We start from the raw sequence: 25466 nt of genomic DNA, 5'->3' as shown, positions 1-25466 counted from the left end.
CCTTATATATTCGTTATTTATCTTCCAATTTCTTCTGAATTGCTGCAAGCTCTTCCTCTGGACTTGGCGTCACCTGTGCATTATTACCCGCTTCGGCATTCATTTGCTGCTCCAACTGCGCAATGAGCACATCCAGATCATCTTCCTGCGCCCCAGCACGAAGTTCAGCCAAAGCTTCAGCTTCGTTAAGTGCCTGATTTGCCTTGTCTTTCATCGCCTTCAAAGCAGCATTCGCATTGGCAGCCGAAGCGTTCCGTTCATTGGCCTGTTGCTGCCTATTTGCAGCCGCCATCCTGCCCTTCAGATCCGCATGCCGAGCTTCCAATTGCCCCATATCCGCAACCAGCTTCTCGTGCATATGCTTCATCATTTTGGCTTTGGCCGAAGCCCGATCATAGGCAGCTTGTAATTCATTCCCTTTCACAGTCTGCGCTGCCTTCTTTTCCAGAAAACCACGTGCCTTGTCTTCATCACCAGACTCCGCAGATTTCTCTGCATACCGCTGTAATTTCTTAATCTCTGCATTGCATTCGTCCAAAGCCCTCTTCGCCCGGCTCTCATCCGAGAGAACCGCAGCCGTCTCGGCCTTCACCTGACCCAGATCACTGCTCAAGCTCCGCATATATTCATTCACCGTCTTCTCCGGATCTTGCGCCCGAGCCAGCACATGGTTCATATTCGCTTTCATCACGTCCCTAAACCTCGATAAGATTCCCATCATTCGTTCCTCCTTCGATCAGTTCATATGTACTATAATACATGAATATGGGGATGAAGGTTTCATTTACTGCCACTGCAACCATAAATCTGAAGTAATCCAAGCGTGACACAATCTCCTTACATTATAAAAGAAAAGACGATCGCCTATGGCGTCGCCTCATTAACTAAAACCTCTTCCGAGATCAGTGATTTACTTTTCATTATTCACAGTTCTTCTATAAATTTGATACTTTCCTCTGCAATTAGATCGGGATCAGCATCATGAACGTAATGACCGTTATGTAATAAAAGATAGCGCCCATTCTTCACAAACTCAACGTAGTTTACTAAGTAATCACTCCAGTTCTCGAAAGGTAATTCTTCTCCACTCGATATAAAAAAATACATGGGCACATCTGGAATACCTCGTTCTAAAACTTGTGCTGCATTATTCCTAATCATTTTAACTTCTTCATTCATGTTCAGTGTCTGCGTTTTTTTATAAAATAATGCCCTATAGATTTCCTCCTCTTGGGAGGACAACCGCTTCTCTTCAATCGCGGCGGACGAGTTAACGATGGCAGGGAAAAAACGAGTAATTCCGACACGAGCTCCTAAGCCTGTAAGGCTCATCATACCAACTGAAGGTAGAGGATACTCTTCATAAACTTCTGGAATAGCAGGATCAAGACCAATAATAGCCTCAACTTCGTTTGGATACATTTGTGCCCAATATAGTGCTTCTATACCCGACATGGAATGCGGAAACAACACATAGGGCGGTGATTCTCCCGCTAACGTCAGAGCTGCTCTGGTTTCTTCCAACATCGTATCGATATCACGGGGGACCTTTGCCGTTGCACTGAAACCGTAGCCTGCCTTCTCAACAACAGCAATCTTGTATTGATCCGACAATCTGGAATAGAGCGCCTTGAAATCCAATACAGGAGAAGATGTGCCCCCACCTGACATAAAGACCAGGGTATGTTCTCCGGAACCTTCTGTATAGACATGCATTGGGTGATTATTAACATCAACCATTACACCTGGGGGTGACAGTATAGCCGCTTCTTTCTTTAATTTAATTGTATGATTCGTGAAACTAATCGTTATGAACAAAAGCAAGATACCCAATAAAGCCAAGGCACCATAACCCATTCGTTTAAATACAATTCTCATTACATCCCCCCAACATTCTATCCCATTTCCAATGATTATAGCATGTAAGCTAGTCAAATCAGACAGCGTTCATTCGTACAAAAAAGGCCGCCCCTCGTCGTTACTGACAGAGGACAGCCCTTTTCAATAACGCCAAGTCAACATTCCTTATGCCGTCCTTTGCGTTTTATCTCGTGATTAGCCCTTGATTGCGCCGGCGATCATGCTTTTCTGTACCTGTTTGTTCAGCAGCAAATAAATAATAATGGTTGGCAAAGTCGTAATCATCAGCCCCGCACCAATAATGCCCCATTGTGTAATGTACGTGCCCACCATAGACATCATGCCCACCGTCAGCGTCTGATACGCCTCGTTATTAATAAACGTGACCGCAAACATCAGCTCGTTCCAGCAGGCGAGAAAGGTAAAGATCGCTACCGTGGACACCGCAGGACGAACAAGCGGCATGATGATGGAGAAAAAGGTTCTGTATATGCCGCAGCCATCGATGACCGCTGCTTCCTCCAGCTCGCGTGGAACCCCTTTGAAAAAGCTGCCCAAAATAAACACGGCCATCGGGATGCCAAAAGCAACGTAAGGAATGATCAACGACCAATAGGTGTTCAGCAATCCTAAATTCTTCAATATGATGAACAAGGGAAGGAGTGCGGCGTGAATGGGAACCATCATGCCCAGAAGGATCAGATTCATCGTGAAGCCGCTCCATTTCCAGTTCATCCTCGTAATGGCGTATCCCGTCATAGAGGCGAGAATTAATACAAGAATAATGGAGATGACCGTTACCAGCACACTGTTGAAAAAATAACTCAACACATGGCCATCTGACAACGCCTTGGTATAATTGCTCCAGAGAAAGGATTTCGGAAAGGCTGCAACATCGCCGCTAAATATCTCGCTATTATCTTTGAGGGAGAAAAAAGCAAGCCAGACGAGCGGATACATCTGTATGACAGCTACGATAATCAAAAACAGATGCAACAATAGTTTACCCACCGGTTTGGGTTTTGGGGACGACAACACCACTTCAACTGTACTCAGTTTCCTCACCCCCTAGTCGGTTTTGAACCATTTATTAATCAAGACTGTACAGATCAGACATTCCAGAATGATAAAGACGGATATCGCACTACCGTAGCCATACCTGTACGTACTAAAAATCGTTGAATACATTAACGTGCTTGGCACTTCCGTCGTAAACAGCGGGCCGCCGCCCGTCAGGACATAGATCAGATCGAACACCTTAAACGCTCCGATAACCGAAAAAATAAGACAAACTTTGAGAATAGGCCTCATCAGTGGAATCGTAATGGAAAAGGCTGTCCGTAGACGGGAAGCCCCGTCCATCTTGGCCGCCTCCACAATATCCTGCGAGATCGACTTGGCCCCTGCATACATCAGCAGCATGTGATACCCGACATACTGCCACAGCGTAGGTACAAACGAGGCGGCGAGGGCCGTATTCTTCTGTCCAAGCCAATCCTGAGCCAGGTGGGACAGCCCTACACTCTCCAGCAAAGCGTTCAGAAGGCCGTAGTCTGCGTTATAGATTTTGGACCATAACTGTGCAATCACAACGGTTGAGATCAGAACCGGTATGAAGTAGACTGTGCGATAAAACCCTTCTCCCTTCACACTTGACGCCAGCACAAGTGCCAGCAGCAGTGAGATCGGCAATTGAATGAACACCGATGCACCAGCGAACAGCAGGGAATTTTTGATCGAATTCAATACGCGCGGGTCTTTAAACATCTCAACATAATTATCCAGTCCGATAAATACCCCTTTGCCTATGCCATTCCAATCCAGCAGACTATAATAACTGGAGACAAAAATCGGGATGAGCACAATGGCGCAGAACAGCACAACTGTAGGTAAAACAAAGATCGCAATCGTGGTTTTATTGGAAAATACAGCGTTCATTCTCGTTCTCCTCTCCAAGCTGCAGCCAAGGATCACCCCTGACTACAGCTTGTTTGGGTATGTGCATGAATCAGAGACTCAGTTCCGTTGGTTTAAGCTGAGCCATCTGTTCGCAGAACTCCTCTGGAGTAACGTCGCCTGCCAGAAGCTGTGCAATCAGGTTTTTGTGTGCTTCAGCGGATTCAGCGGGCAGAATGTTGTCCCACCATGCAATAAATGAAGTCGCTGTTTTCATAATTTCCGCACTGGATTGGTCAAGCGTGGATAATCCGGATGTGTCCAGATCGTCCGTGTTCCAGCTCGGAAGTCCTGCGCCTGCCAGATAACCTTGTGTGCCGAGCTGCTCACTCAGATACTTGAGGAATTCAACCGCTTCATCGGGATGCTGAGTGTTATTGCTAATATAGAAGCCATCCACGGCTCCGCCGAATATTTCCGTATTATTCCCTTTGCCGTCTTCAAATACTGGGAAGGGAATGACCTTCACCTTGCCCTTGGTGGCCGAGGACGGATCTTCGATTCCTGCATTCACCCAGTTGGCCTGGAACATCATGGCTCCATTACCTGCGTTGAATGCACCCAGCATTTCATCATAACCCATGCTGAACATGCTGCTGTTAAATGCCCCTGCTTTGGCCAGCTCCTGCATTTTGGTTGCCGCTGCGACAAAGTCGGGCGAATTCCATTTTGCCGGATCTTTAAATGCTTCAATGACCGCTTCATTCCCTGCCTGACGCATCGCAATGATGTCATACCAGTACATGCCCGGCCAGCGATCCTTTTCCCCCATCAGCGCCGGGGTAATTCCAGCGGCCTTCAACTTCTCTACCGCATCAAGCAAATCCGTATAGGTGGTCGGCAGCTTGGCTCCAGCCTGCTCGAACAGCTCAGTATTCACATACAGGTTTGCGATATGGGTGTAGACCGGAAGGGTGTAGATTTTCCCATCCTTTTCAATCACCTCTGCCATGCCTGGAGCCATACGTTTTTTCAGGTCATCCGTAATATACTTGGTGATTTCCAGCACGTTTCCTGACTGGATATAAGGCTCCATAAAACTTCCCCCACCCATACCGTAAAACAAATCAGGCGCCTCGCCTGCTGCAATGGATGTTTTGATTTTGGTTTTGTACTGCTCGCCCGTCGTGCCTGTCCGTACAATCTGGATGTCGGGATGTTCATTGTTCCATTTCTCGATGATTTGCGGCAATAATTTCGCCGAGGGGTCTGTATTACCTACGGACTGATCCCACAGCTTCAAGGTAACGCTTCCATCACCGCCTGAACCTTTGCCCTCTGATGACTCGGAAGAACAGGCGACCAGGCTGCCTGCAATACCCAACGCCAACACCATACCCAGCGATCTTTTTAATAGCGCTTTCATCTTGTGACCTCCCCTAATCAGGTTTTGTTCTACTCGTACTATTTTAGGGAGTCCTTTCCAATATCTCCATTTAGAAAACGCACATTCGCTTTTAAAATTCAAACATGTTCCAGGTCACGATTTACGTTGTCTGTACTCATTCATGGACCTGCCTGTGCTTTTTTTGAATAAAACACTAAAATAATGCGGGTCCGTGATGCCGACCTGCTCGCCAATCTCATACCCCTTCAACTGGGTCTGTTTCAGTAAGGTCTCTGCCCTTTTCATACGCAAATTCGTAAGATACTCGACAAAGGTTTTCCCCGTTTCCTTCTTCATCAACCTTCCCAAATGACCTGGACTGACAAAGAAAGCCGCAGCGGTATTCGCCAGGCCGATATTCGGATCGCTCATATGATCTTCCAGGTACATCTTGACCTGACCGATCAGGTTGTCTTCCTTGGTCTGGTTTTTGGAATATACCGTTTCGGAAACATATTGAACGTAGTCTTCCAATCGGGTTATCAGTTCCGGCAGATGGTCGGCTGTAAGAATGGACACCAGTGCTTCGGTATTCAACACCTGATCACTCTCGATCTGCTGCTCCATTGCCGCTCGCTGGCATTCTGTGATCACGTCCATAGCTGCAAGGCGAAACTGTGACACACTCGAAAAGGACACATCAAAGATATGATGCAGCACTTCAATCGCACGCGCAGCAGAACCAACGCTAATATAAAATTGCAATCGCTGAAGAAGATCGGCGTTCGACCGATATGACTGCTCCCGGTTATCCACGATATCCTCGAAACAGACCACTTGATTTTTTCCGACAAAGGCTTGGTATTCCAGAGCGCGGCAGGCTTCCTGATAGGCTGCTGGGCCCTCCTCTACATGGCCATGCTTGCGTCCGATGCCTATGCTTAAGGCACAGGGATAGGAATTGGTAAGAAGGGGAATAAGCGCTTCGCCATCTTCAATAAAATCCACACCGGAATTGAAGCTGATGATCACAATCCGGTTTCGAGTATCCATCAAATGCACCACACCCGGTTCTTTTTCATAAAATGAGTCTATTTCGTTGCTGCACTCCATGCTGAGCAAAATCAACTGCTCCTCCGTCTCCTTGGCGGATGCAGTTGAAACTTCGATGACGGCGATCTGGATTTCACGGGTCGTCAGAAGCATCGGAATGTTAAAATAGGCCGCCTTCTCTCGAATTTCTGCCTGCGTGGTGAGTACGCCATTCAACCATTGCAGCATAAATTTTTCACGTAGGTAAGGGAAATTACGTTCCAGATCTGCCCTGAGCCTCTGAATTTCCTGTTCACGTTTTCGCTCCTCATCAATCATGGCCCTCAGCTTGTCCGTCACTGTAAGCAGCTCGGCAGCACGAATAGGCTTTAATATAAAATCCACGATGCCTATCTGGATGCTCTGGCGTGCATATTCAAATTCGTCATGCCCTGTGACGACCACGATTTTAATATCCGGGTACTTCTTCAGAATTAATCGGCTTAATTCAATCCCATCCATGTTAGGCATATAAATATCCGTAAACATAATATCCGGCTGCTGTTTGTCCACCAGATCCAGAGCTTCCTGCGCGTTCGAGGCTTCGCCCATGATGCTCATGCCTTGCTCCTCCCAGTTAATGCGCATACGAAGCAAGTTCCGTATCAAATATTCATCGTCTACAATCAGCACGTTCAATTGTTCCATGACGCATCTGCTCCATTCGGTATTTTGATCAAGATAGTCGTTCCTTGTCCTGCTCCACTGTGGATCGTGATGCCGTCTTCTATTCCATAGAACATTCGCAAGCGTTCCAGCGTCCCCCATAAGCCAAAGCTTCTGATTTCACCGTTCTGCTCCGTTTGAAGAATCTGATCGATCTTATGCTCGGACATGCCTATCCCATCATCGGAGATGGATAGTTCGACTCCGCCTTTTGTTTTGCTCGCATGAATTCGGATGGTGCCCTTTGATCCTTTGGGGCGAATACCATGATAGAGTGAATTTTCAGCCAACGGTTGCAGCACAAGCTTGGGAATAGGCGTCTGCAAGCAGTCCTCATCCACGTGGAATTCCATCTCGAACGTATCCTGATAACGTGTTTTCTGAATTGTCATATAGTTTCTTACAATCTCGATTTCCTCCCCAAGGGTGATCACGTCCCGGCCTTTGCTGACACTCATGCGATAATACGTGCCCAGCGCCTCCAGCAGCTCGCATACCTGATGATTGCGCCCGGACAGTGCCAACGAAGTAATGGAATCCAGTGTGTTATACAAAAAATGCGGCTTGATCTGGGCCTGGAGTGTATTCAGTTCAGCTCTTCGAATCGTCTTCTGTTCTTCCAACTTGCGTTTGAGCATCTGGTCCATTTGTTCAATCATTTGGTTGTAACCTCTGAATAGCTGTTTAAATTCATAACTGTTCAGTTCCATATTCACTTTTCTGAAGTTGCCGCTCGGTGCTTTGTTCATGGATCGCAGAAGTTTATGAATGGGCTTGATAATACTGTTCGAAATGATGAATGAGCTGACAAAAAACACCGTTCCGTTCATGATTAGCATGACCAGGGCCAGTAACACAATGGATTTGTTGCGGGTATCGACCGTGTCGTACGAATTCATACTGATGAACTTCCAATGCTCATTGCCATCCGATCGATACGAGACCGCATATTTCTGTGATCCGTTATCCAGCGTAAGCGACCCTGAGCCGCTCTGCTCAAAATGCTGCTCCAGCTCCTCTTGGTGCGCAGCCAGGATGTCCTGAAAAGAGGTATTATCGGGATCGACGGTGGAGTTATCGACAATGATCTGATTGTGCTCATCCAGGATGGCAATCTGAAACGAATCCTGATTAATGAGGCTCGCGTACGCTTGCGCAAAGGATTCTCCTTTGATATTCATAACCAGCATCCCAAGCGGGGAGGTATTATCGATATCCCGAATCATTCGAATGAAGGAGACAAACGGTTTATCTTCCGCATCGGTGGACTCAGACTCGCTTCCATTACGTATCAGCACATACTTTCCTTTGTTGCGCACAGCCTGTTCATACCATGACGTTTCTTCAACATTCGCTTCCAGAAATGCAGGCAGTTCCTCTGTCCCGACGGAAAAGCGATGTCCCGAATTGTCATAAATATATACCGAATCAATCATTGGAACCGCTTGCATCAAATTGTACAAGTATGTACTGACCTTGGCCTGAGTTTGCAAATTGGCATAGACATCGCCTTGTCTTAACAAGTTTTGCAGATTGTGATCTGAGAAAATCATTTTGGAATAGTTATTTACATTGTCAATAATCAGCTCCACATTGGTCTGGATGGAGGTAATCGTTTGCAAGGACGTCTCATTGATTTTCTTCTGGGCCGAGTTCGCAGAGATTTGGGTTAGTACCCAGTAACTGAATACAACCGTGAGCAAAATGATTAGAAAATAAGCAAATGGTATTTTAAAGGCCAGTTTCTTAGGTTTGCTGCGAATGAAAGCTTGAAATTCATCAATCCACTTCATAATCACCACTGTCGTCCCCCGTTCAATATGACCTTGATCTGTTCTCACATATGCATTATAGCCTCAGCTTTGTTTTTATCTCAATGAACGTATCACCACTTACTCAAGCGCAGCTTTGCTGGCAAGCCCTTCTGAAACACCTCTATCCTCCTTGTTTAGTGAATCCGGCAGGAGCCAGGGATGCCATTCCTCTGCAAGTTGGCTATAATAAGGAAAGCCCTCTGGTCTGATGTACCAGCAGGAACCATGAATGATTTTTATAAAAGGCAGGAAAATTATGCGTACACGAGTTCATATTATTGCTCCTTACGAATCCATGACTACGATTATAGAAGAATGCATTCCGCTATTTCCCCAGTTAGCTATTCAATATGAAGTGGGCGACCTGATGAAAGGCGCCGAATTGGCGGCCCAGGCTGAACGAAACGGGGCGGAGATTGTGATTAGCCGCGGCGGTACCGCCCAACTAATTAAGGAAGCCGTAACCATTCCCGTCATTGATGTGCAGTTGTCCGGATATGACATGATTCGTTCGCTAACGCTGGCAAGCCAGTTCAACGGCCAAACGGCAATCGTTGGTTTTGCCAACATTACTTCAGGGGCGCAGTCCATTATCGATCTAATGGAACTGCCATTAAAGGTATATACCATACGCAGCTCCGAGGATGTGGCCAGGCTGCTGCTGGAGCTGAAAGCGTCAGGGTACCGTCAGATTGTTGGCGATGTCATCACCGTGAATACAGCCAAAACCTATGGAATGGAAGGATTGCTGATCCAGTCTGGCAAGGAATCCATCCTCAGAGCGCTTGAAGATGCACAGTTGGTATATCGGTACTTGAGCAAAAATCACGCGATATCCATCATACTGAATAACCTGGTTACCAAGGAGCATCCGAATCTCATGATTTTGGACGACCAAAACGAGGTTGTATTCGAGAATTTGACTGATTTTGAACAGAATCCACTGACCGATAATCACATTTACCTCACCAATACCAATCTGGATTTCCATCAATCCCAAGTTCAAAATGTGTTCATCGTGGATGATTACCAGCTTACGGTAACGGCCTATGAAACGACGTTAAGTAACAAAAGCTATAAAGTGTATTCCCTTGAAAAAGGACAGCCCTATGCTTTTGCACAATTCGGCATAACGGCGTATACCGATATATCCATGGAGCCGATCGTTGCCGAATCCCCTGCCATGCAGGGCGTATTGAAGAATATCCGGGCGCTTTACGAGAATCACGAACCCATTTATCTGCTAGGTGAAGCCGATTCGGGCAAGTCTTTTCTGGTAAAACATATTCATCAAATGTACTCCAGCGGTGGGCTGATGCTCCAAATCGATCTTGCTCAGGTTCCTCCAGGCCATTTGCACAAAATTCCACTCTCCAAAGTACGCAACGTGGAGATTAACCATTTGGAAAATGGCTCGAAAGATGAGGAATTGATCTCCTTCATTCAGACCTGTCTTCAGAGGCAGATCGGGGTATTCATCCTGGGGGAACAGGGATTGAATCCAAACAGAACGCTGGATGTCGAGCTGAATACAATCATTATGCCGAGCCTTGTGGACAGGCAGGAGGATCTTGCTCCACTGATCCAGCATTTCCTCAGCGATTACTACCAGAAGTATGGGACAGTTGCGGTGAAGATGAAAGAGGACGCGCTGCAGCTCATTAGAGATCAAGTTCCGCATTTGACAGCGAACCAGCTGAGGCATCTCATCAAACAGGCTGCACTGAATGAGCAGGACTACGTCATCTCAGCCGAGACCTTATCACATCTTCTTGGTGAACAGCCCTCATCCAATACGATGAAGCTCAATGGTACGCTGAAGGAAATCGAAAAAGAGATTATTCAACTCGTTCTACATGAGGAAAACAATAATCAATCCAAGGCGGCCGAACGCTTAGGGATTAACCGTGCCACGTTATGGCGTAAACTTAAAGAGTAACTTTAGGTTTACGCTTTTTTTACGCTTCTATGTGTTGCATAATTAAACACTCATAACTATTACTTAAAATTTACAATAAATAAGTGTTGCTAAAATAAACAATTTGGGATAACATAATCCCTGCAAGCGCTTTATAAAAACGATTACTTCATAAGGAGCCACTACTATGAACATTAAAGCAACATTAGATCGTATTCCTGGCGGTATGATGGTTGTTCCCCTGCTGCTCGGTGCAACCATTAACACATTCTTTCCGAATGCTTTGCGGATCGGAGGTTTCACCGAAGCCTTGTTCGTCAATAGCTCAAGCACATTGATCGCCCTGTTCCTGTTGATTGCTGGTACGCAAATTACGTTTAAGACGGCCGGTTCTTCGGTTGGTAAAGGCGTTACCTTGCTTGTGTTCAAGTGGGCAGTTGGTGCAATATTAGGTTTGATCGCCATCTATTTTGCGGATTCCAATGGTTTATTCCTTGGTTTGGCACCGCTTGCCATTATTGCCGCGATGACGAATTCCAACGGCGGACTGTACATCGCATTGGCCGGACAATACGGCAAAGAAGATGACAAGGCTGCTTATCCGTTCCTCGCGCTCAGCGACGGACCGTTCCTCACCATGGTTGCTCTTTCCATTTTCGGTGCGATGGGCTTCGCCAACGGCATGTTCTCCCCGATGGCTTTTGTAGCCGTACTGCTTCCACTGATCGTCGGTGTTGTTATCGGTAACCTGGATCGCAACCTTGCTGAATGGCTGCACAAAGGCAGCGACAAGCTCGTTCCATTCTTCGCCTTTTCACTCGGTATGGGCATCAACTTCTCGTCGATCATTCAAGGTGGATTAAGCGGTATCTTGTTGGGTGTCCTGACTGTACTGATCACTGGCGGCGTTGGATTCCTGCTGTTCAGAGCTATTGGCTGGAACCCGATCGTTGGTGCTTCTGAGGGTTCTACTGCCGGTAATGCTGTAGGTACGCCTGCTGCCATCGTAGCTGCAAACGCTTCTTTTGCCCCGATTGCCGAGATTGCTACGGTACAGATTGCTGCAAGTGTTGTGACAACTGCCATTCTGCTGCCGATCTTCATCGGATTCCTCTCCAAAAGGCTGGAGAAATCAGGCGGTGTCGAGAAATACAATCAAAGACCGTCCACATAAATGCAATGAATTTAGCTGACCGGACTTATATTAAATTTTGATTTCCAAGGAGGGATGACTGCATGAAATTAGCCATTATTGCAGATGATTTGACCGGCGCCAATGACAGCGGGGTGCAGCTTGCCCGTCATGGATTAAAGACAAGCGTACTATTCAACATGGACGAAGATAACATTCGTCATTACGATGCAGTCGTGTTTGATACGGATAGCCGTTCCATCACACCGGAGGATGCGTATCAGCGGGTTAGCCGCGCAGCGGAATTGCTGTTAAGGAACGGATTTGGTACCATTTTCAAAAAAATGGATTCGACCATGCGCGGAAACATCGGGATTGAGATCGACGCTTTGTACGATGTGGTCAAACCCGATTTCATGATGATTGCCCCGGGCTATCCCAAGAACAACCGCACCATTCTTAATGGCACGCATTATCTGAACGGGGTTCCACTGGCCGATACCGAGATTGCGAATGATCCTAAGACACCTGTGACCCTTTCGTATCTTCCGGATTTGCTCAAGCTCCAGACCAAGTATGAAGTGGGCGAGATTACGGTGAGTGATCTTGAATCGGGTACAGATCATATGAAGACGCAACTGGAAACCTTGAAGGCAAACGGCATTCCCTATATCCTCGTCGACTCGACAGATGAGCAGCATTTGGAGCAGGTTCTGAGTATCACCAGTGAGCTGGATTATTCATTTGCCTGGGCAGGCTCGGCAGGTATCGCGAACTACCTTCCCACTCATTACGGCTTGGGAGCCAAGTCTGCGGAATTAAACATTCCGGCAAATCCAGGTCCAATCCTCACTGTTGTAGGGAGTGTGAACAAAAACTCTCGTGAACAGCTCAAGCTGTTGCTGCAGAAAACCAACGTATCATCCATCCCGTTCCACTCGTTCAAAGCCGTATCGGGATCGGCAGATCGTGAGCAAGAAATCGATCGGGTGTATGAGGAAGTGATGGCCAAAGCCGTGGAAGGTAATGACGTTGTTCTCTATTCAACCGCCGAACAGGTAGATATTGAACTAGCACGTGCTACGGGTGAAGTCAGAGGACTTAATCACACCGAGGTCAGCAATGAAATTGTACGAGCCATAGGTGAAATCTGTGCCAAGCTGCTGGAGAATGGGTACTTCAAAGGTGTATCCATGACGGGCGGAGATACAGCTAAACAAATCTGTATGAAGTGGAATATCAGCGGTTTCGAGCTGCTCGATGAGCTTGAAATTGGTGTACCCATATCGAAATTTATTGGAATTGAGGATCTGCACGTGATTACCAAAGCGGGCGGATTCGGCAAGCCCGACGTCTTCATCCATGCCATTGAAAAATTAAAAGGAGGAGTTACCGTATGAAACCAACCGTTGGAATTACCATGGGAGATGCAGCAGGTATTGGACCCGAGATCATTATGAAAGCATTGGGCCATCAGGAGGTCTACAACAATTGCAATCCACTCGTCATTGGCGATGCCAAAATATTGGAGCGTGTCCTGCCTGTCATCGGATCGAGCCTGAAGGTACATGCTATTCTTGAGCCATCCGAAGCCAAGTATGAATTCGGCACTGTAGACGTTATTGACCTGGATCTCATTCCTGCCAATCTGGAGTATGGGAAAGTATCTGCCGTTGCGGGAGATGCAGCATTTCAGTTTCTGGCGAAAGCCATTGATCTAGCCAAAAAACAGCAAATCCACTCCATCTGCACGGCGCCTCTGAACAAGGAAGCCCTGCACCTGGGCGGGCACTTGTATCCAGGTCACACCGAGATTTTGGCCGATTTGACCGATACAGAGGATTTCTCCATGATGCTGACTACACCCAATCTGCGAGTAATTCACCTTACGACACATATGGGCTTGATTGATGCCATTGCGAGCATCAACCCGGAAAGAACATACACTGTGGTTAAGCTGGCTCATGATACGTTGCAAAAAGCCGGCTTCGAAAATCCACGTGTAGCTGTTTGCGGTATTAACCCACATGCAGGTGAGAACGGATTGTTCGGTAATGGTGAAGAGGAAGAAAAACTGCAGCCCGGCATCGAACGTGCGCAAAAGGAAGGCATTAACGTGGTTGGTCCACTTCCGGCGGACACGTTATTCTTCCGCGCTGGCCGTGGCGATTTTGATATCGTTGTGGCTTGTTATCACGATCAGGGACATGCCCCTATCAAAGTTATGGGTATTGAAGAAGGCGTGAACATTACGGTAGGTCTCAAAGGCGGCATTATCCGTACTTCGGTAGACCATGGAACAGCCTTTGACATCGCAGGCAAAAACATCGCCGATGATAAAAGTATGCTGGCCGCCATTCGTTCCGCCATTGAACTTGCGCCCAAAGCGCAAATTTAACAGCACGTATTCACATATAAAGATTAAAAGCAGCGATTCTGTCATCACGGAAGAATCGCTGCTTTTTCTTTTGGGGTCAAAATATTTTGATTCATCGGCAAGGAACTTGTTCATAGTCACTTTATTGACGATCGTACCAATAGCCAGGAATACCTCGTTCAAGACGCATCAACGCTTCAAGATAAAAATAATCGCCCCAGATCGTGTAATCGTCAGGTGAATCTCCACCTCTTACGGAGTAAGAACCATGCTTTAGCAGACCCTCGGCTGTGTCCGAGCCCTGCGTGGAATAATGATGAATTAAGGATTTCATGGACGATTCCGCTGCTTTCCGAAAAACCTCCTGCTCAGGATCTGCCTCATCAAGCCGTCCGGCAATTTCTAGCAGACCACAGCAAACAATGGCCGATGCAGAACTGTCCCGTTTCGTGTCAGGCATCTGCGGGGCATCAAAATCCCAGTACGCTACTTCATCCTCCGGAAGATGAGCAAGGAAATAACGGGCAAGACGTTTGGCTGTCTCCAGCAGCTCTGCACTTTGCAGATAGCGGCTGCACAGTGCAAAACCATATATCCCCCATGCCTGTCCGCGAGTCCAGGTAGAACCATCATTGTAGCCTTGATGCGTACCACCTCGAATGGCTTCTCCGGTAGCCTGGTCAAAATAAAAGGTATGATAACTGGAGTCGTCTCCACGAACGAGGAAACGGCGGCTTTTCAGCGCATGCAGCTCGGCAACGCGGCGATACTCCTCGTTATTGGTCTGCTCATACGCCCAGAACAGCAGTGGAAGATTGAGCAGGCAATCGATAATAATTCGCCCTCCGTTATTCACATCACCTTTCCGTCCCCAGGCCTGAATCAGTCCTGCATCCTCCCGCCAACGTTTCATCAGCATATCGGCGGCTTCCAGCGTGAGTTTCCTTGCGGGCGCGTCATGCTCCACAATCCATTGTGCCTTAGAAGACAAGGAATAGAGGAAACCAATATCATGATGATCGAAAATGATTTTCTGTTCCATTCGCCGACGGAAGTTATCGACGCTATTCACTGCAGCCTCACGAAACCTCGGGTCCTGAGTATACTCCGTGCATAACCACAGGATGCCTGACCAGAACCCTGCCGTCCACTCCGTATTATCGTTAAGCACATAATGCTCATCCCCATTACTAACATGGGGAAAGCGCCCTTCAAATCGATCTATATTACGCCGGATGACAGGGAGTGCATCTTCAATAGCTTTTTTCCACATGGAACAGTTCCTCCTCTAGGCAAGTCATATTCTTCAACCCTCTTGCTGGACAAGTCTGCTATTTTGCTTATATTGGCCGGGTGTAATTCCCTCATATTTCTTGAAGACACGAATGAACGAATTGCTGTTCAGGAAACCCACCCGCTCGGATACGTCCTGGATCGTCAATTCCTCTGCCTGTAGAATTTTCTTGGATTGCTCAATTCGATATTGGTTGATGTAATCGATCACGTTGACCCCGGTCTGTTCTTTGAAGTACTTGGAGACATAGGTTGGATGAAACCGAAAGCGCTCGGATAAATGGGTTAAGCCCAGATTGACATCCCCATAACTCTCATGAATGAATTCCACCAGTTGATCCCTCAATTCCTCACTGCGGGAACGCTTGCGCTCATGCACCGTCTGGCATACCGTCTCCAGTATTCGCAGCAATTCGGACTCGATCTCCTCAAAGGTCTCACATGCAAACAATTGCCGAATCAGATCGTTGCGCTGCGTCATCTCGTTCTGGTCATCCGTCTTGATCTGTTCGGTAGCTTTCAGAAAGGTACCAATCAACTCAAACATCAGACAGCGAGCCAGTTCAACAGACAAGGGCTCTCCGGCAAAATTAGTCATGAGAATTTCGTTCATCACTTCCGTGGAACGGGCATAATTTCCTGTAGCGATATAATTGATGAGCTGTCTCTCCAGATCGAGAGGGTAATACAGCTCCTCCTTGGGCCGACGAATTCGGTTCGGGTCAATAATTTGACCGATCCCCAGAATCAGCCTGTATTCCAGCGCTTCTTCCGATTCCCGGAAACAATCTGATATCTCCGTGATACGTTGATGAACATGGCTAACGCCAACAGAGAAATACACGCAGAATCGGGAGCCGATGAAACGCTGAGCTTCTTCGACTGCACGAATTAACCGATGACTGGTATGCTCCTCACACTCCCGAATATTGATCAGGAATGCAATTCTTCCATCAATGTCCGCAGAATATACATGACCGATTGAGCCGATCATCTCCTCCAGTACATTGGTCAGAATCAGGTGCACAAATTGATGCTTCTCCTCCTGGTCCTGCTCACGTACTCTGGAACGGAACAGCCCTTCAACATCCTCAATGTGCAGGAGCAATACGGCAAACGACTCCGTCTCGAACCGAATACCCGAACGTTCCAGGGTCGATGCAAACTCCTCACCAACCTGTATCCTTCCCTTCATCAGCTTGGAGAGCAAACTGCTCCGTATTACGCTTTGCTGATCCTTAAGCCTGTTCGCAAATTGATCCTGCTCTTCCCAGGCTTGGATCAGAACAGATTGCAAAATGCCATATTCATCGTCCGGCTGCTCCAGTTTCCATTTGACCTTATCCGAGATAATGTTCATGATCCGTCCCAGCGGACGGTAATTCCGTCTGGTGAACCACCAGGCTGCCACCCCGCCAAGGATAAGCCCTGCGGCAATGCCTCCAAGCGTAATATCGCGGATAACCGTCAGCTTCTTGGCATAGATTCGGGTAGGTATGATGGATACATACTTCCAGTCCTGGATCTTAGAAGAAATCTGCGATATGGTCACGGATTCTCCGTTCCAATCGATCGTTTCCGTTCTTTTCCCAGCATCATCGAAAAGGTTAAGGTCCTCCCCATTCATGTAAGGGGTTTCAAGTGATCCGGTAGAAAATAACGTTTGACCGTCGTGATCCAGAATGAACACGGTGCTCTCTTTTTCCAAACGTACGTTATCAATGGCTTGCTGGAATCGGTTGGGGTCCAGGTTAACAACGAAGGTCGCAGGGCTGTCAGCGCCATTCTGAATAGGAAACGGCTGAATATAGACCAGCGTGTCTTCAATCCGTCGATCTTCACTCCGTACCTCCATCTTTCGGTACATGCTCTTACCGGAATTGTGCATAAGCCGGGTCCATGCTTCCTCGGTTACATTGGTGCCCTGATAGAACATGTCATATAGATAATTTTTTTGAATAAGTGAAGACGAGGACAACGCAATATCGGGTTGTTTGATATAAATATACAATTCACTAATCAGGCCGTTTCCCGACGCGTGTAGATTTCAGGTTTTTGATCAGATCAATCCCCATGATTCTCCAGCGTGCATCCTGTTCAGATGCATGATTAATGAAGCTCATGAGTTGAGAGTCAGCCATTAATTGATTGCTAATGCTGCCAATATCACCAATTTGGTTATCAATGGTTTCCTGTACCTGAGATAACAGCACCATGTTGGAACGATTAACTTCTTCCTCAAGCAACATGCGAGACTCGGCAAAAACAGCAGCACCGATCACAATCGGTATGAGCAGAATGACCATGTAAGAAATGCCCCAGGATAACAGGATGCTTTTTCTCTTCATGCGTCTCCTCCTCACCGTTTGTTATTTGGTATGGCTTGATAAGGCAACTCTATTCTTTGATTGCTCCGATCATAACACCTTTAACAAAGTATTTCTGCAGAAACGGATAGATGAACAATATAGGCAGGGTGGCTACCATGACGGTTGCGTATTTTACACTTTCCCCGATGGCCTCTTTGTCCATAGCGCTCGCTCCTGTGGTCATCGAGTCTGTACTGTTCTGAATCAGAATCTCTCGCAGCACCAGCTGCAGTGGAAACAGGTTCCGGTCCCGAATATACAGGATCGCACTGAACCATGAATTCCAGTGACCGACGCCATAAAAGAGAATCATCACCGCAATAACAGGCATAGACAATGGTACGACGATCCGCCACAGAATGAGCATCTCTCCTGCCCCGTCTATACGGGCCGACTCTAGTAGACTTTCCGAGATTTCCGCAAAGGAAGTTCGCATAATAATCAGATTATAGCTGCTGATCAGACCGGGTACAATCAGAGCCCAGAGGCTGTTCCCCATATGGAGCGTGTTATTGATCAACAGATAAGAGGGTATGATTCCGCCGTTGAAAAACATCGTAAACACAATCGCCAGCATAATCGGATTACGGAGCATAAAGCTTTTGCGGGATAACGTGTACGCCCCCAGAATGGTGAACAGCAGATTAAGCGCCGTGCCCACCACCACAATGAATATCGTATTCCGGTATCCGGACAGAATATTGGGGTTGCTTAGCACCAGCTTGTAGCTCTCCATTGTAATTCCTTTGGGGAAAAGCAGCAGGCCTCTATGGGCCATGAGTTGACCTGAGTCGCTAAGCGATGCATTCAGCACATGCAGCAGCGGATACAAAGTTACGATAATCAGCCCTGTCATCAGAATCGCGTTCGCACCGCCAAACAACCGCTCTCCAATGGACCTTTTCATTCGCAAAAGAAATCCCTCCCTTCACCTCGTTCTTGGCTAGAACAGTTTCGTATTGGATATCACCTTGGACAGACGGTTGGCACCGATTAGCAGCGCAAAGTTAATGACCGACTGGAACAGACCCACCGCGGTTGTATAGCTGAATTCAGCACTTTCACTAATCCCTTTGCGGTAGACAAACGTCGAGATTACATCTGCTGTATCATACACATTCGGATTATAGAGCAAAATAATTTTCTCGAACCCAATCTCCATCAACCCTCCAATGCGGAGTATGAGGAGAATCATAATCATCGGGATGATGCCGGGAAGCGTGATATGCCACACCTGGCGAAGCCGACTCGCTCCGTCCACGTTGGCAGCATCGTAGAGCTCGGGGTTAATGCCGCTAAGCGCAGCCAAATAAATGATGCTGGAGAAACCAAGCTCCTGCCAGATCGATGAGGCGGTATATATGGTACGAAAATTGGCCGGATCACTGAGAAGCGCACTGCTCTGACCGCCAAAATAACCAATGATGGTGTTAAACAGTCCATCTCGGGAAGAAAAGTCAACAATCATGCCGCAGATGACAACAATGGAAATAAAGTGAGGAATGTACGAGATCGTCTGCACCGTACGTTTGAAGATTTCATGTCTGAGCTCATTAAGCAGAAGAGCAAGAAGAATGGGAGCCGGAAAACCGAACAACAGCTGATAAAAGCTTAGCAAAAGCGTATTCTTCAGAATTCTCCAGAAATAATAGCTCTGAAAGAAATCACGAAAATGCTGCAATCCGACCCAATCACTGCCCCATATGCCTTTGCCCACCGAGTAGTCTTTGAACGCAATGATGGCTCCGTACATCGGCAGGTATTTGAAGACGAGAAAATATAAAACGACGGGGAGAGCCATCCAATAGATGGCTTTATTCTTTTTGTAATTGAGCCATAACAAGGAAAACTTGTGCGACAACTCCTTCATCCCCTTCCTTTTTCATTCCAAAGAGGGCGTCCAGGGCAGCAAAGCCGTAAAAAGGCTTCATTACCCTTGGACATCTCTTCCTTATCTGGCGTTATACCGATCCAGGGCAGCTTGCTGAATTTCAATAGCTCGTTTCACGTTAAACTTGTTGATCTGATCCACAAACTTGTCAAAGTTTTCAATCGGTTCAACCCCAATGACAAACTTGACGAACATCTCGTCCCGGTAAGTTCCAATATCACTCATGATCTTGCTGTACTCCGTGGATTCTTCTGTCGTCAGACTGGTCGGAGGAAGGCCTACCTTCAGCGTATTCTCGCTATATTTGGAGAACAGAACCGCTGCATCCTTCTGCTGTTGGAGCTGATAATATTGCTCGTTGTACCGGTCGTCATCCTCCCCAACGAAGGGATAGTTCGCAATAAAATGTTTGGCCATGGCTTGAGCAACCGACAGGCCGTCCGGATTTTTCAAAATCTCATCAGTATAGGTCGGGTAACCGTCCTTCATCGTGTAGGTGAGGCCCTCTACACCGAAATTTTTCAGCATATGTCCTTCTTCACTGAAGAAATAATCGAGTGCTTTGACCGTTTCCTCCGGATGTTTGTTGCTATTGGTGAGCACAACGCCGCTACTGCTCCACTCCCAGGAACGTCCGGTAAACATCGGTTCATCGCCCTTATTCAGCACCGGATATTGTGTGGCTGTCAGGTTGGCGTTCGGATCCGTTTCCTGCAGAGCGGGCAGGTAGCGGCCTACACCTCCACCGATGAAGGTGAAAAATGCACCCGCTTGACTGCTCAAAATTTTGGCGTCGTATGTTTTCTGGTCATTGGTAGCAAAATCGGGATCAATCAATCCCTCCTGATACCAGCGATGGAACATGGTTAGAAATTCCTTATATTCAGGCTCAATTGGTCCATAGACTACCTTGCCATCTTTCATAAACGTATTATTAGTGATGCCATAAGCCTCCAGATATGTCGGTGCCGCTGGTCCCATCGTGGTCATTTTGGGTGGTGCACCAAACAATAGCGGCGCTGCTACGCCTTTTTTCTCTTTGAAGGCCTTGAGTACCGTCTCCCACTCCTCCAGCGTTTCCGGTTTCTCCAGCTTTAGCTCATCCAACCAATCCTGACGGATGAATGTGCCGCCGAAGGTTTTGTATTCCCCCAGACGCAGATGCGGTATTGCATAGATGTCTCCGTTGTCGGCTTTTAACTGTTTGGCGACCTCAGGATTCTCTTCCAGGATCTTTTTCAAATTGGGAGCGTATTCATCAATGAGTTCGTTCAATCGAATGATGATACCATCATTGAATAGCTTGGCGTAATCTCCATTGACAAACATGGCATCAGGCAGCTGATTCGAGGCAATCATGACATTGAACTGTTCGGTCTCGGCACCCACAGCGGGATGCTGGAATTCGATTTTGGTATTGGTTTTCTTCTCCCATTCCTTAATCGCCGTAATTTCATTCATGCTCTTGAGTGTGATGGAAGCATTGGTATTCATCGACATCCAGATTGAAATGGGGGTGGGTCCATCTCCTCCTGCTTCACCTGCACTTCCATTTCCCCCTGAACAGCCCCCAAGAATAGCAATACTCATCATTAGGCAGATTCCAATTGCCAGTCGTTTTCTCCATGACCTTTTCATCGCTTCACGTCCCCCCATTGAATGTGTATCGTGGATAAGCAGCCCTGTCATCGCTCTCCATAAAGTTACCGCTTGCCCGATATATTGGCTATCCTCCATTCTTGCCGGCATATCCAAAATTTGATATTTCCTTGTGCAGCGCAGGATTTGCACATGAATGCAAGAGATCAAGATCATAATTCCAGATTGAACGATGAGCGTGAGCACAAGAAAGAGATCGATCAAGCCCGTTTCAAAAATCATAAGGTGTTTGACCAATCGCTGCCACATATATGGAATAAACTAATATCACTTCTTAATTGAGCGTGTTCGATTTTTTCATAAGGAGCGTCCAACAACGTGAAGGAGGAAACAGGAATGGCGATCCGCTACAGCGTCATTATCCCAACCTATAATCGGGCCCATCAGTTATTGCTTACTCTGGCAGCCTTAGAGACACAAACCTATCCGAAGCACCTTTTCGAAGTCATCGTAGCTGATGACGGTTCCACTGATGGAACGAAAGAACAGATCCAGGCATTCCAGTCTTCATATCCTTTGACCTACGTATCGCAGACGGAGCAACGTGGCAGATCAGCGATCCGGAATTTGGGACTTCAGCATGCCAAAGGGCTATATGTTATCTTCTGTGATGCTGACTTTCTGGCATTACCCGAATTTATTCGAACCGTGCGTCAATATCATCGTAAAAATCCCAGAGCCGTCGTTTCGGGTTTTCCACATTCCTTTGCCGATGCTTATACCCACTACTATCCAGACTTCTCGCCCTCGGAAAAAGATCATTGCCGTTCAATCCTTACCCCTTCAAACTTATGGCGTCCTGAATTTGATGCAGCGAATGAAATCGTCCCACTGGTCACACCGGAAGACATCATTCAACAGACAGATACATTGTCCAAAGTGATTTTCCCAACCAAAATACCGCCTGGTGTCATCAAGCAATTTGCCAGCACCGATGTGGCTCCCTGGATGTTACTTGTCACTCGGTGTGTATCCATCCGACGAAGCCTTCTGAATCGAGTTGGAGGTTTCAATGAACGATTTGTACTGTATGGGCTTGAAGACTGGGATCTGGGCTACAGACTGCATCGTTTGAAAGTGCCCTTCTACTGTATGAAGGAGGTCGTAGGTTATCATCAAGAACATCCTACCCATTTCCGAGGGGAAGTGCTCAATACAGAAAATCTGAAAATCATGCTCGAAACCTATGGATTCAATGATTCCGCACTCAATTTATTCTGCGTTGTACCACCATCAGCTGACCTCCAAACCTACAAAAAAACGCTGCGAATCTTGCGCAGAGGCTTCCGGTCCAGAACAACACGTTCTTCCGCACGATTGTTAAAGAAAACATTACGGATTGCTGCCAAACACTTCGCGCTTCAAACAGATGTGGAAGCGTATAAAAGATCGCTCGCAAGAATACAGAGAAAAGCAAAAGGCAGAAAAAGTCGGGTGGCTCGCGTTTTACAGGATATGGCGCAGAGATCTAAGGAATTGGTTGAGTAGTCAGCTGTATCACTAACTTCGCCCATATTACTCCTGCTCCAATTGCACTCACTTTTTTAATACAACAAAAAGCCTCCTATCTACATCTCTGTAGAATAGGAGGCTATGTTTCCTTATACTCGTTTTCCCCACCTTACGGTGAATCGCACGTTTTTAAATTCAGCCTTTTAAAATTCTTCGTATTCACTCGGGTCCTGATTCCAAAGTCGTCCATCTTTACGATTATAAGAAGAAATGACTTCCATCTCTTTCTCGCTCAACTCGAAATCGAAAATATCGATATTTTCTTGCTGGTGTTGAAGCGAGCCTGCTTTAGGAATAGGAATTGACCCAAGCTGGGTATGCCAGCGCAAAATAACCTGCGTACCCGTTTTGCCATGAGCTTCGGCAATACGAAGGATCTGCTCATCTTTTACGATATCTTGTACTGCATCATTACCACGACCAATCGGACTCCACGATTCGTTAACAATGCCATGCTGCGAATCCTTCTCCCGCTGATCTGCTTGATCAAAGAATGGATGCAGCTCAATCTGATTCAGACTTGGCGCTACTCCCGTTTCCTTAATCAGGCGTTCATTGTGTTCCGGAAGGAAATTGCTAACTCCGATGGAACGGATATATCCGCGTTTTTTCGCCTCAATGAGTGCCTGCCACGCTTCCACATACATATCCTGCTTGGGATTCGGCCAGTGAATCAGATATAGATCATAATAATCCAGATCTGCTCTGTATAGAGATTCCTGGATGGCTACAATCGCCTTTTCGAAGGCATGGTAACGCCCTGGCAGTTTAGATGAAATGAGCAGGTCTTCTCTGGAAACCGAGCTCTGCTTAATGGCCTTCCCGACAGTCGCCTCGTTCTCATAGTTATACGCTGTGTCAATCAGTCGGTAACCTGCATCCATCGCGGATGCTATGGAATTGACCCCTTTTTCGCCTTTTAAGCTATAGGTACCAAAGCCAATGGCAGGTACGTTTAAGCCATCATTCAACGTATATTCCGGAATTGTATGATTCATCTGGTAAACTCTCCTTTGCGAAAGATATACTAAAACGATATGGAAAAGGTGATATGCCCTCTCCGTTTATTCTACCCCTCCATACGCGGATGAATCAAATATAAGCCACCAACCCGTTATGCCGGGTGGTGGCTTTCTTGTCTAATTTTAATAAAGGCAAGTTGCCTCTTTATTCATGCGAAGAGATCGGCGTGGCCGATAACGACCGATCGCCCATAAAGTTCTGAATGGCGATAGCAGCCTGCTTGTACCCGCCAGCGTCGCGTAACGTTTTCCCAATAACCTCAGCATGTTCCTTGTAGGAGGCATTGCCGAGCACTTCTAATACCGCGTTTCTCAGTACGTCGGGTGTAAGGTTATTTTTATCCACGATGACCCCTGCTCCGAGCTCCTGCACCCGGCCTGCTACACGCGGCTGATCCGAGGTTAACGGGAGCATCACCAACGGTACATTATAATATAAAGCTTCACTTGTACTGTTCATGCCCGCATGTGTCAGAAAAGCATCCACACCCTGCAGCACTTCCAATTGTGGGAGATAAGGTCTGATGATGAAATTGTCAGGAATGAGATCAGCAATCGGCTCCAAATCAGTATCCTTCCCTGAAGACAGTATAAACTGCACAGGCAAATCACCGAAAGCCGTAAAGCACAGCTTATAAAAATCAAGATCCTTATTTAAAATGGTTCCCATCGAAATATAAACCGCCTGTTTATAAACGGCTTGCAGAGATTCCTTTGCAAAGGATGGTGCATCCTTACGGGGGGTAATCGATGGGCCAGTGAACACAAAGCTCTCATCCAGCTTGTCCCCCATGGGTTGAAAATAGCGGTTTGTATAAACAATCTTCAGTTGTCCTGGATGCCCTGAAAGCTCCGCCAAAGAAGGAACAGCCACATTGAACTGGGACGCTAATTGCTGGGACATCTCGATGATGTCGTTATATAGCTCCTTGACCTCCTCATCGTCCTCCTTCAGTTGATTTTGATTACCTGATCCGAGAGGTTCCACAAAAACAAAAGTGGTGGTTGAGCATACTGCTGGGATACCCAGCTTTTCGCCTAAAATTTGTCCTCCCCAGCCTATTAAAGAGTCAAAAATTAAATAATCGTAGGTTTCATTTTCAATCAGATTCAGGACATCCGGAATAAAGCGTTGAATAATTTTTTTCATAACCATATATAAAAATTGGTAAGGATGCTTGATTTCAAATGGCTTCATATCTGGGTTGTTGAGCAGGGTAGCCTCGTTGAAGGAGTAGGCTTTAAATTGTGCACCTAACGCTTCAATCTTCGTCCGATATTTTTCCGTACAACAGTAGACGACCTCATCGCCGTACTCTATCAGTTCCTTGATTATTCCGAGTGTCGGATTGATATGTCCTTCTGCAGGCATCATTACAACTAATACACGTGCCACGAAATTCACCTCCATTAATTTTTAAATCTTCAAAGCGGACATTTTATTTCTAACCTCTAGATGATGCGTGAAAAGTAGAATCTGGAAATCATACCCATATGATTATACTATTAATTATTTCCATTTTTGTAAATAGTGTATATGTCACTTTTTGAACAAAAAAAGCACCTTTACGGTGCTTC

Annotated in this window: 20 protein-coding genes; 5 read left to right on the top strand and 15 right to left on the bottom strand. The window is 46.7% G+C overall.

What is annotated here, in order from left to right; translation table 11 throughout:
- Window positions 1-13 precede the first annotated feature (13 nt).
- The 7 genes from BMY78_RS30555 to BMY78_RS30525 all read right to left on the bottom strand — a co-directional run bounded on the left by BMY78_RS30555 (window position 14) and on the right by BMY78_RS30525 (window position 8694).
- Window positions 14-718 carry a PspA/IM30 family protein gene (locus tag BMY78_RS30555; protein ID WP_177185932.1) on the bottom strand — a complete coding sequence of 235 codons (705 nt, stop codon included), beginning with the start codon at window positions 716-718 and terminating at the stop codon, window positions 14-16.
- Between the two features lie 206 nt (window positions 719-924).
- Entirely contained in the window at window positions 925-1878 is a 954-nt protein-coding gene (locus BMY78_RS30550; RefSeq protein WP_090905041.1) for an alpha/beta fold hydrolase, read from the bottom strand.
- Between the two features lie 177 nt (window positions 1879-2055).
- Window positions 2056-2859, bottom strand: coding sequence for a carbohydrate ABC transporter permease (locus tag BMY78_RS30545; protein WP_256222531.1), 804 nt, complete (start codon window positions 2857-2859; stop codon window positions 2056-2058).
- A gap of 69 nt (window positions 2860-2928) precedes the next feature.
- Window positions 2929-3798 carry a carbohydrate ABC transporter permease gene (locus BMY78_RS30540; protein ID WP_090905039.1) on the bottom strand — a complete coding sequence of 290 codons (870 nt, stop codon included), beginning with the start codon at window positions 3796-3798 and terminating at the stop codon, window positions 2929-2931.
- Between the two features lie 70 nt (window positions 3799-3868).
- Entirely contained in the window at window positions 3869-5182 is a 1314-nt protein-coding gene (locus BMY78_RS30535; protein ID WP_090905037.1) for an extracellular solute-binding protein, read from the bottom strand.
- A gap of 114 nt (window positions 5183-5296) precedes the next feature.
- Window positions 5297-6883, bottom strand: coding sequence for a response regulator (locus BMY78_RS30530; RefSeq protein ID WP_090905035.1), 1587 nt, complete (start codon window positions 6881-6883; stop codon window positions 5297-5299).
- Window positions 6871-8694: a cache domain-containing sensor histidine kinase gene (locus BMY78_RS30525; protein ID WP_090905147.1), complete on the bottom strand. Its 1824-nt coding sequence runs from the start codon at window positions 8692-8694 to the stop codon at window positions 6871-6873. The genes BMY78_RS30530 and BMY78_RS30525 overlap by 13 nt, the downstream gene beginning before the upstream one ends.
- Before the next feature lie 277 nt (window positions 8695-8971).
- On the opposite strand from BMY78_RS30525, the gene BMY78_RS30520 reads away from it, so the two are divergent.
- From BMY78_RS30520 to pdxA, 4 genes are all read left to right on the top strand, one after another.
- Window positions 8972-10654 (top strand): sigma-54-dependent transcriptional regulator, encoded by a 1683-nt coding sequence (locus BMY78_RS30520; protein ID WP_090905145.1) that lies wholly within the window; start codon window positions 8972-8974, stop codon window positions 10652-10654.
- 166 nt (window positions 10655-10820) lie between these two features.
- Window positions 10821-11807: a 2-keto-3-deoxygluconate permease gene (locus BMY78_RS30515; protein WP_090905033.1), complete on the top strand. Its 987-nt coding sequence runs from the start codon at window positions 10821-10823 to the stop codon at window positions 11805-11807.
- Between the two features lie 62 nt (window positions 11808-11869).
- Window positions 11870-13165, top strand: a complete 1296-nt coding sequence (locus BMY78_RS30510) for a four-carbon acid sugar kinase family protein (RefSeq protein WP_090905031.1) — start codon at window positions 11870-11872, stop codon at window positions 13163-13165.
- Window positions 13162-14163 carry a 4-hydroxythreonine-4-phosphate dehydrogenase PdxA gene (pdxA, locus tag BMY78_RS30505; protein ID WP_090905029.1) on the top strand — a complete coding sequence of 334 codons (1002 nt, stop codon included), beginning with the start codon at window positions 13162-13164 and terminating at the stop codon, window positions 14161-14163. The genes BMY78_RS30510 and pdxA overlap by 4 nt, the downstream gene beginning before the upstream one ends.
- A gap of 121 nt (window positions 14164-14284) precedes the next feature.
- Here pdxA and BMY78_RS30500 read toward each other — a convergent pair whose 3' ends face one another.
- The 6 genes from BMY78_RS30500 to BMY78_RS30475 form a co-directional block, all read right to left on the bottom strand.
- Complete coding sequence (locus BMY78_RS30500) at window positions 14285-15415, bottom strand: glycoside hydrolase family 88 protein (protein ID WP_090905028.1); 1131 nt, start codon at window positions 15413-15415, stop codon at window positions 14285-14287.
- Window positions 15416-15448: 33 nt separating this feature from the next.
- Window positions 15449-17323: a helix-turn-helix domain-containing protein gene (locus BMY78_RS30495; protein ID WP_177185928.1), complete on the bottom strand. Its 1875-nt coding sequence runs from the start codon at window positions 17321-17323 to the stop codon at window positions 15449-15451.
- Window positions 17324-17450: 127 nt separating this feature from the next.
- Window positions 17451-17783 (bottom strand): hypothetical protein, encoded by a 333-nt coding sequence (locus tag BMY78_RS30490; protein WP_090905024.1) that lies wholly within the window; start codon window positions 17781-17783, stop codon window positions 17451-17453.
- Between the two features lie 49 nt (window positions 17784-17832).
- Window positions 17833-18717 (bottom strand): carbohydrate ABC transporter permease, encoded by an 885-nt coding sequence (locus BMY78_RS30485; RefSeq protein ID WP_090905022.1) that lies wholly within the window; start codon window positions 18715-18717, stop codon window positions 17833-17835.
- 30 nt (window positions 18718-18747) lie between these two features.
- Entirely contained in the window at window positions 18748-19674 is a 927-nt protein-coding gene (locus tag BMY78_RS30480) for an ABC transporter permease (protein WP_076291973.1), read from the bottom strand.
- Between the two features lie 81 nt (window positions 19675-19755).
- Window positions 19756-21444: an extracellular solute-binding protein gene (locus BMY78_RS30475; protein ID WP_256222542.1), complete on the bottom strand. Its 1689-nt coding sequence runs from the start codon at window positions 21442-21444 to the stop codon at window positions 19756-19758.
- A gap of 246 nt (window positions 21445-21690) precedes the next feature.
- On the opposite strand from BMY78_RS30475, the gene BMY78_RS30470 reads away from it, so the two are divergent.
- Window positions 21691-22842, top strand: a complete 1152-nt coding sequence (locus tag BMY78_RS30470; RefSeq protein WP_090905018.1) for a glycosyltransferase family 2 protein — start codon at window positions 21691-21693, stop codon at window positions 22840-22842.
- Between the two features lie 167 nt (window positions 22843-23009).
- On the opposite strand, the gene BMY78_RS30465 is transcribed toward BMY78_RS30470, so the two are convergent.
- Together BMY78_RS30465 and BMY78_RS30460 are read right to left on the bottom strand one after the other, a co-directional pair.
- Window positions 23010-23864 carry an aldo/keto reductase gene (locus tag BMY78_RS30465; protein WP_090905017.1) on the bottom strand — a complete coding sequence of 285 codons (855 nt, stop codon included), beginning with the start codon at window positions 23862-23864 and terminating at the stop codon, window positions 23010-23012.
- 169 nt (window positions 23865-24033) lie between these two features.
- On the bottom strand, window positions 24034-25284 hold the full coding sequence (locus BMY78_RS30460) for a macrolide family glycosyltransferase (protein ID WP_090905015.1): 1251 nt from the start codon (window positions 25282-25284) through the stop codon (window positions 24034-24036).
- Window positions 25285-25466: the final 182 nt, after the last annotated feature.

The sequence above is a fragment of the Paenibacillus sp. OK076 genome (assembly GCF_900110055.1).
Classification (GTDB): Bacteria; Bacillota; Bacilli; order Paenibacillales; family Paenibacillaceae; genus Paenibacillus.
Note: the sequence above shows the minus strand (reverse complement) of the source record. Positions and strands in the feature narration are given on the sequence as shown.

Coding starts and splice junctions, on each gene's coding strand:
- BMY78_RS30555 (WP_177185932.1), bottom strand. CDS start 718: ATGGGAATCTTATCGAGGTTTAGGGACGTGATGAAAGCGAATATGAAC.
- BMY78_RS30550 (WP_090905041.1), bottom strand. CDS start 1,878: ATGAGAATTGTATTTAAACGAATGGGTTATGGTGCCTTGGCTTTATTG.
- BMY78_RS30540 (WP_090905039.1), bottom strand. CDS start 3,798: ATGAACGCTGTATTTTCCAATAAAACCACGATTGCGATCTTTGTTTTA.
- BMY78_RS30535 (WP_090905037.1), bottom strand. CDS start 5,182: ATGAAAGCGCTATTAAAAAGATCGCTGGGTATGGTGTTGGCGTTGGGT.
- BMY78_RS30530 (WP_090905035.1), bottom strand. CDS start 6,883: ATGGAACAATTGAACGTGCTGATTGTAGACGATGAATATTTGATACGG.
- BMY78_RS30525 (WP_090905147.1), bottom strand. CDS start 8,694: ATGAAGTGGATTGATGAATTTCAAGCTTTCATTCGCAGCAAACCTAAG.
- BMY78_RS30520 (WP_090905145.1), top strand. CDS start 8,972: ATGCGTACACGAGTTCATATTATTGCTCCTTACGAATCCATGACTACG.
- BMY78_RS30515 (WP_090905033.1), top strand. CDS start 10,821: ATGAACATTAAAGCAACATTAGATCGTATTCCTGGCGGTATGATGGTT.
- BMY78_RS30510 (WP_090905031.1), top strand. CDS start 11,870: ATGAAATTAGCCATTATTGCAGATGATTTGACCGGCGCCAATGACAGC.
- pdxA (WP_090905029.1), top strand. CDS start 13,162: ATGAAACCAACCGTTGGAATTACCATGGGAGATGCAGCAGGTATTGGA.
- BMY78_RS30500 (WP_090905028.1), bottom strand. CDS start 15,415: ATGTGGAAAAAAGCTATTGAAGATGCACTCCCTGTCATCCGGCGTAAT.
- BMY78_RS30495 (WP_177185928.1), bottom strand. CDS start 17,323: ATGCACAATTCCGGTAAGAGCATGTACCGAAAGATGGAGGTACGGAGT.
- BMY78_RS30490 (WP_090905024.1), bottom strand. CDS start 17,783: ATGAAGAGAAAAAGCATCCTGTTATCCTGGGGCATTTCTTACATGGTC.
- BMY78_RS30480 (WP_076291973.1), bottom strand. CDS start 19,674: ATGAAGGAGTTGTCGCACAAGTTTTCCTTGTTATGGCTCAATTACAAA.
- BMY78_RS30475 (WP_256222542.1), bottom strand. CDS start 21,444: ATGCCGGCAAGAATGGAGGATAGCCAATATATCGGGCAAGCGGTAACT.
- BMY78_RS30470 (WP_090905018.1), top strand. CDS start 21,691: ATGGCGATCCGCTACAGCGTCATTATCCCAACCTATAATCGGGCCCAT.
- BMY78_RS30465 (WP_090905017.1), bottom strand. CDS start 23,864: ATGAATCATACAATTCCGGAATATACGTTGAATGATGGCTTAAACGTA.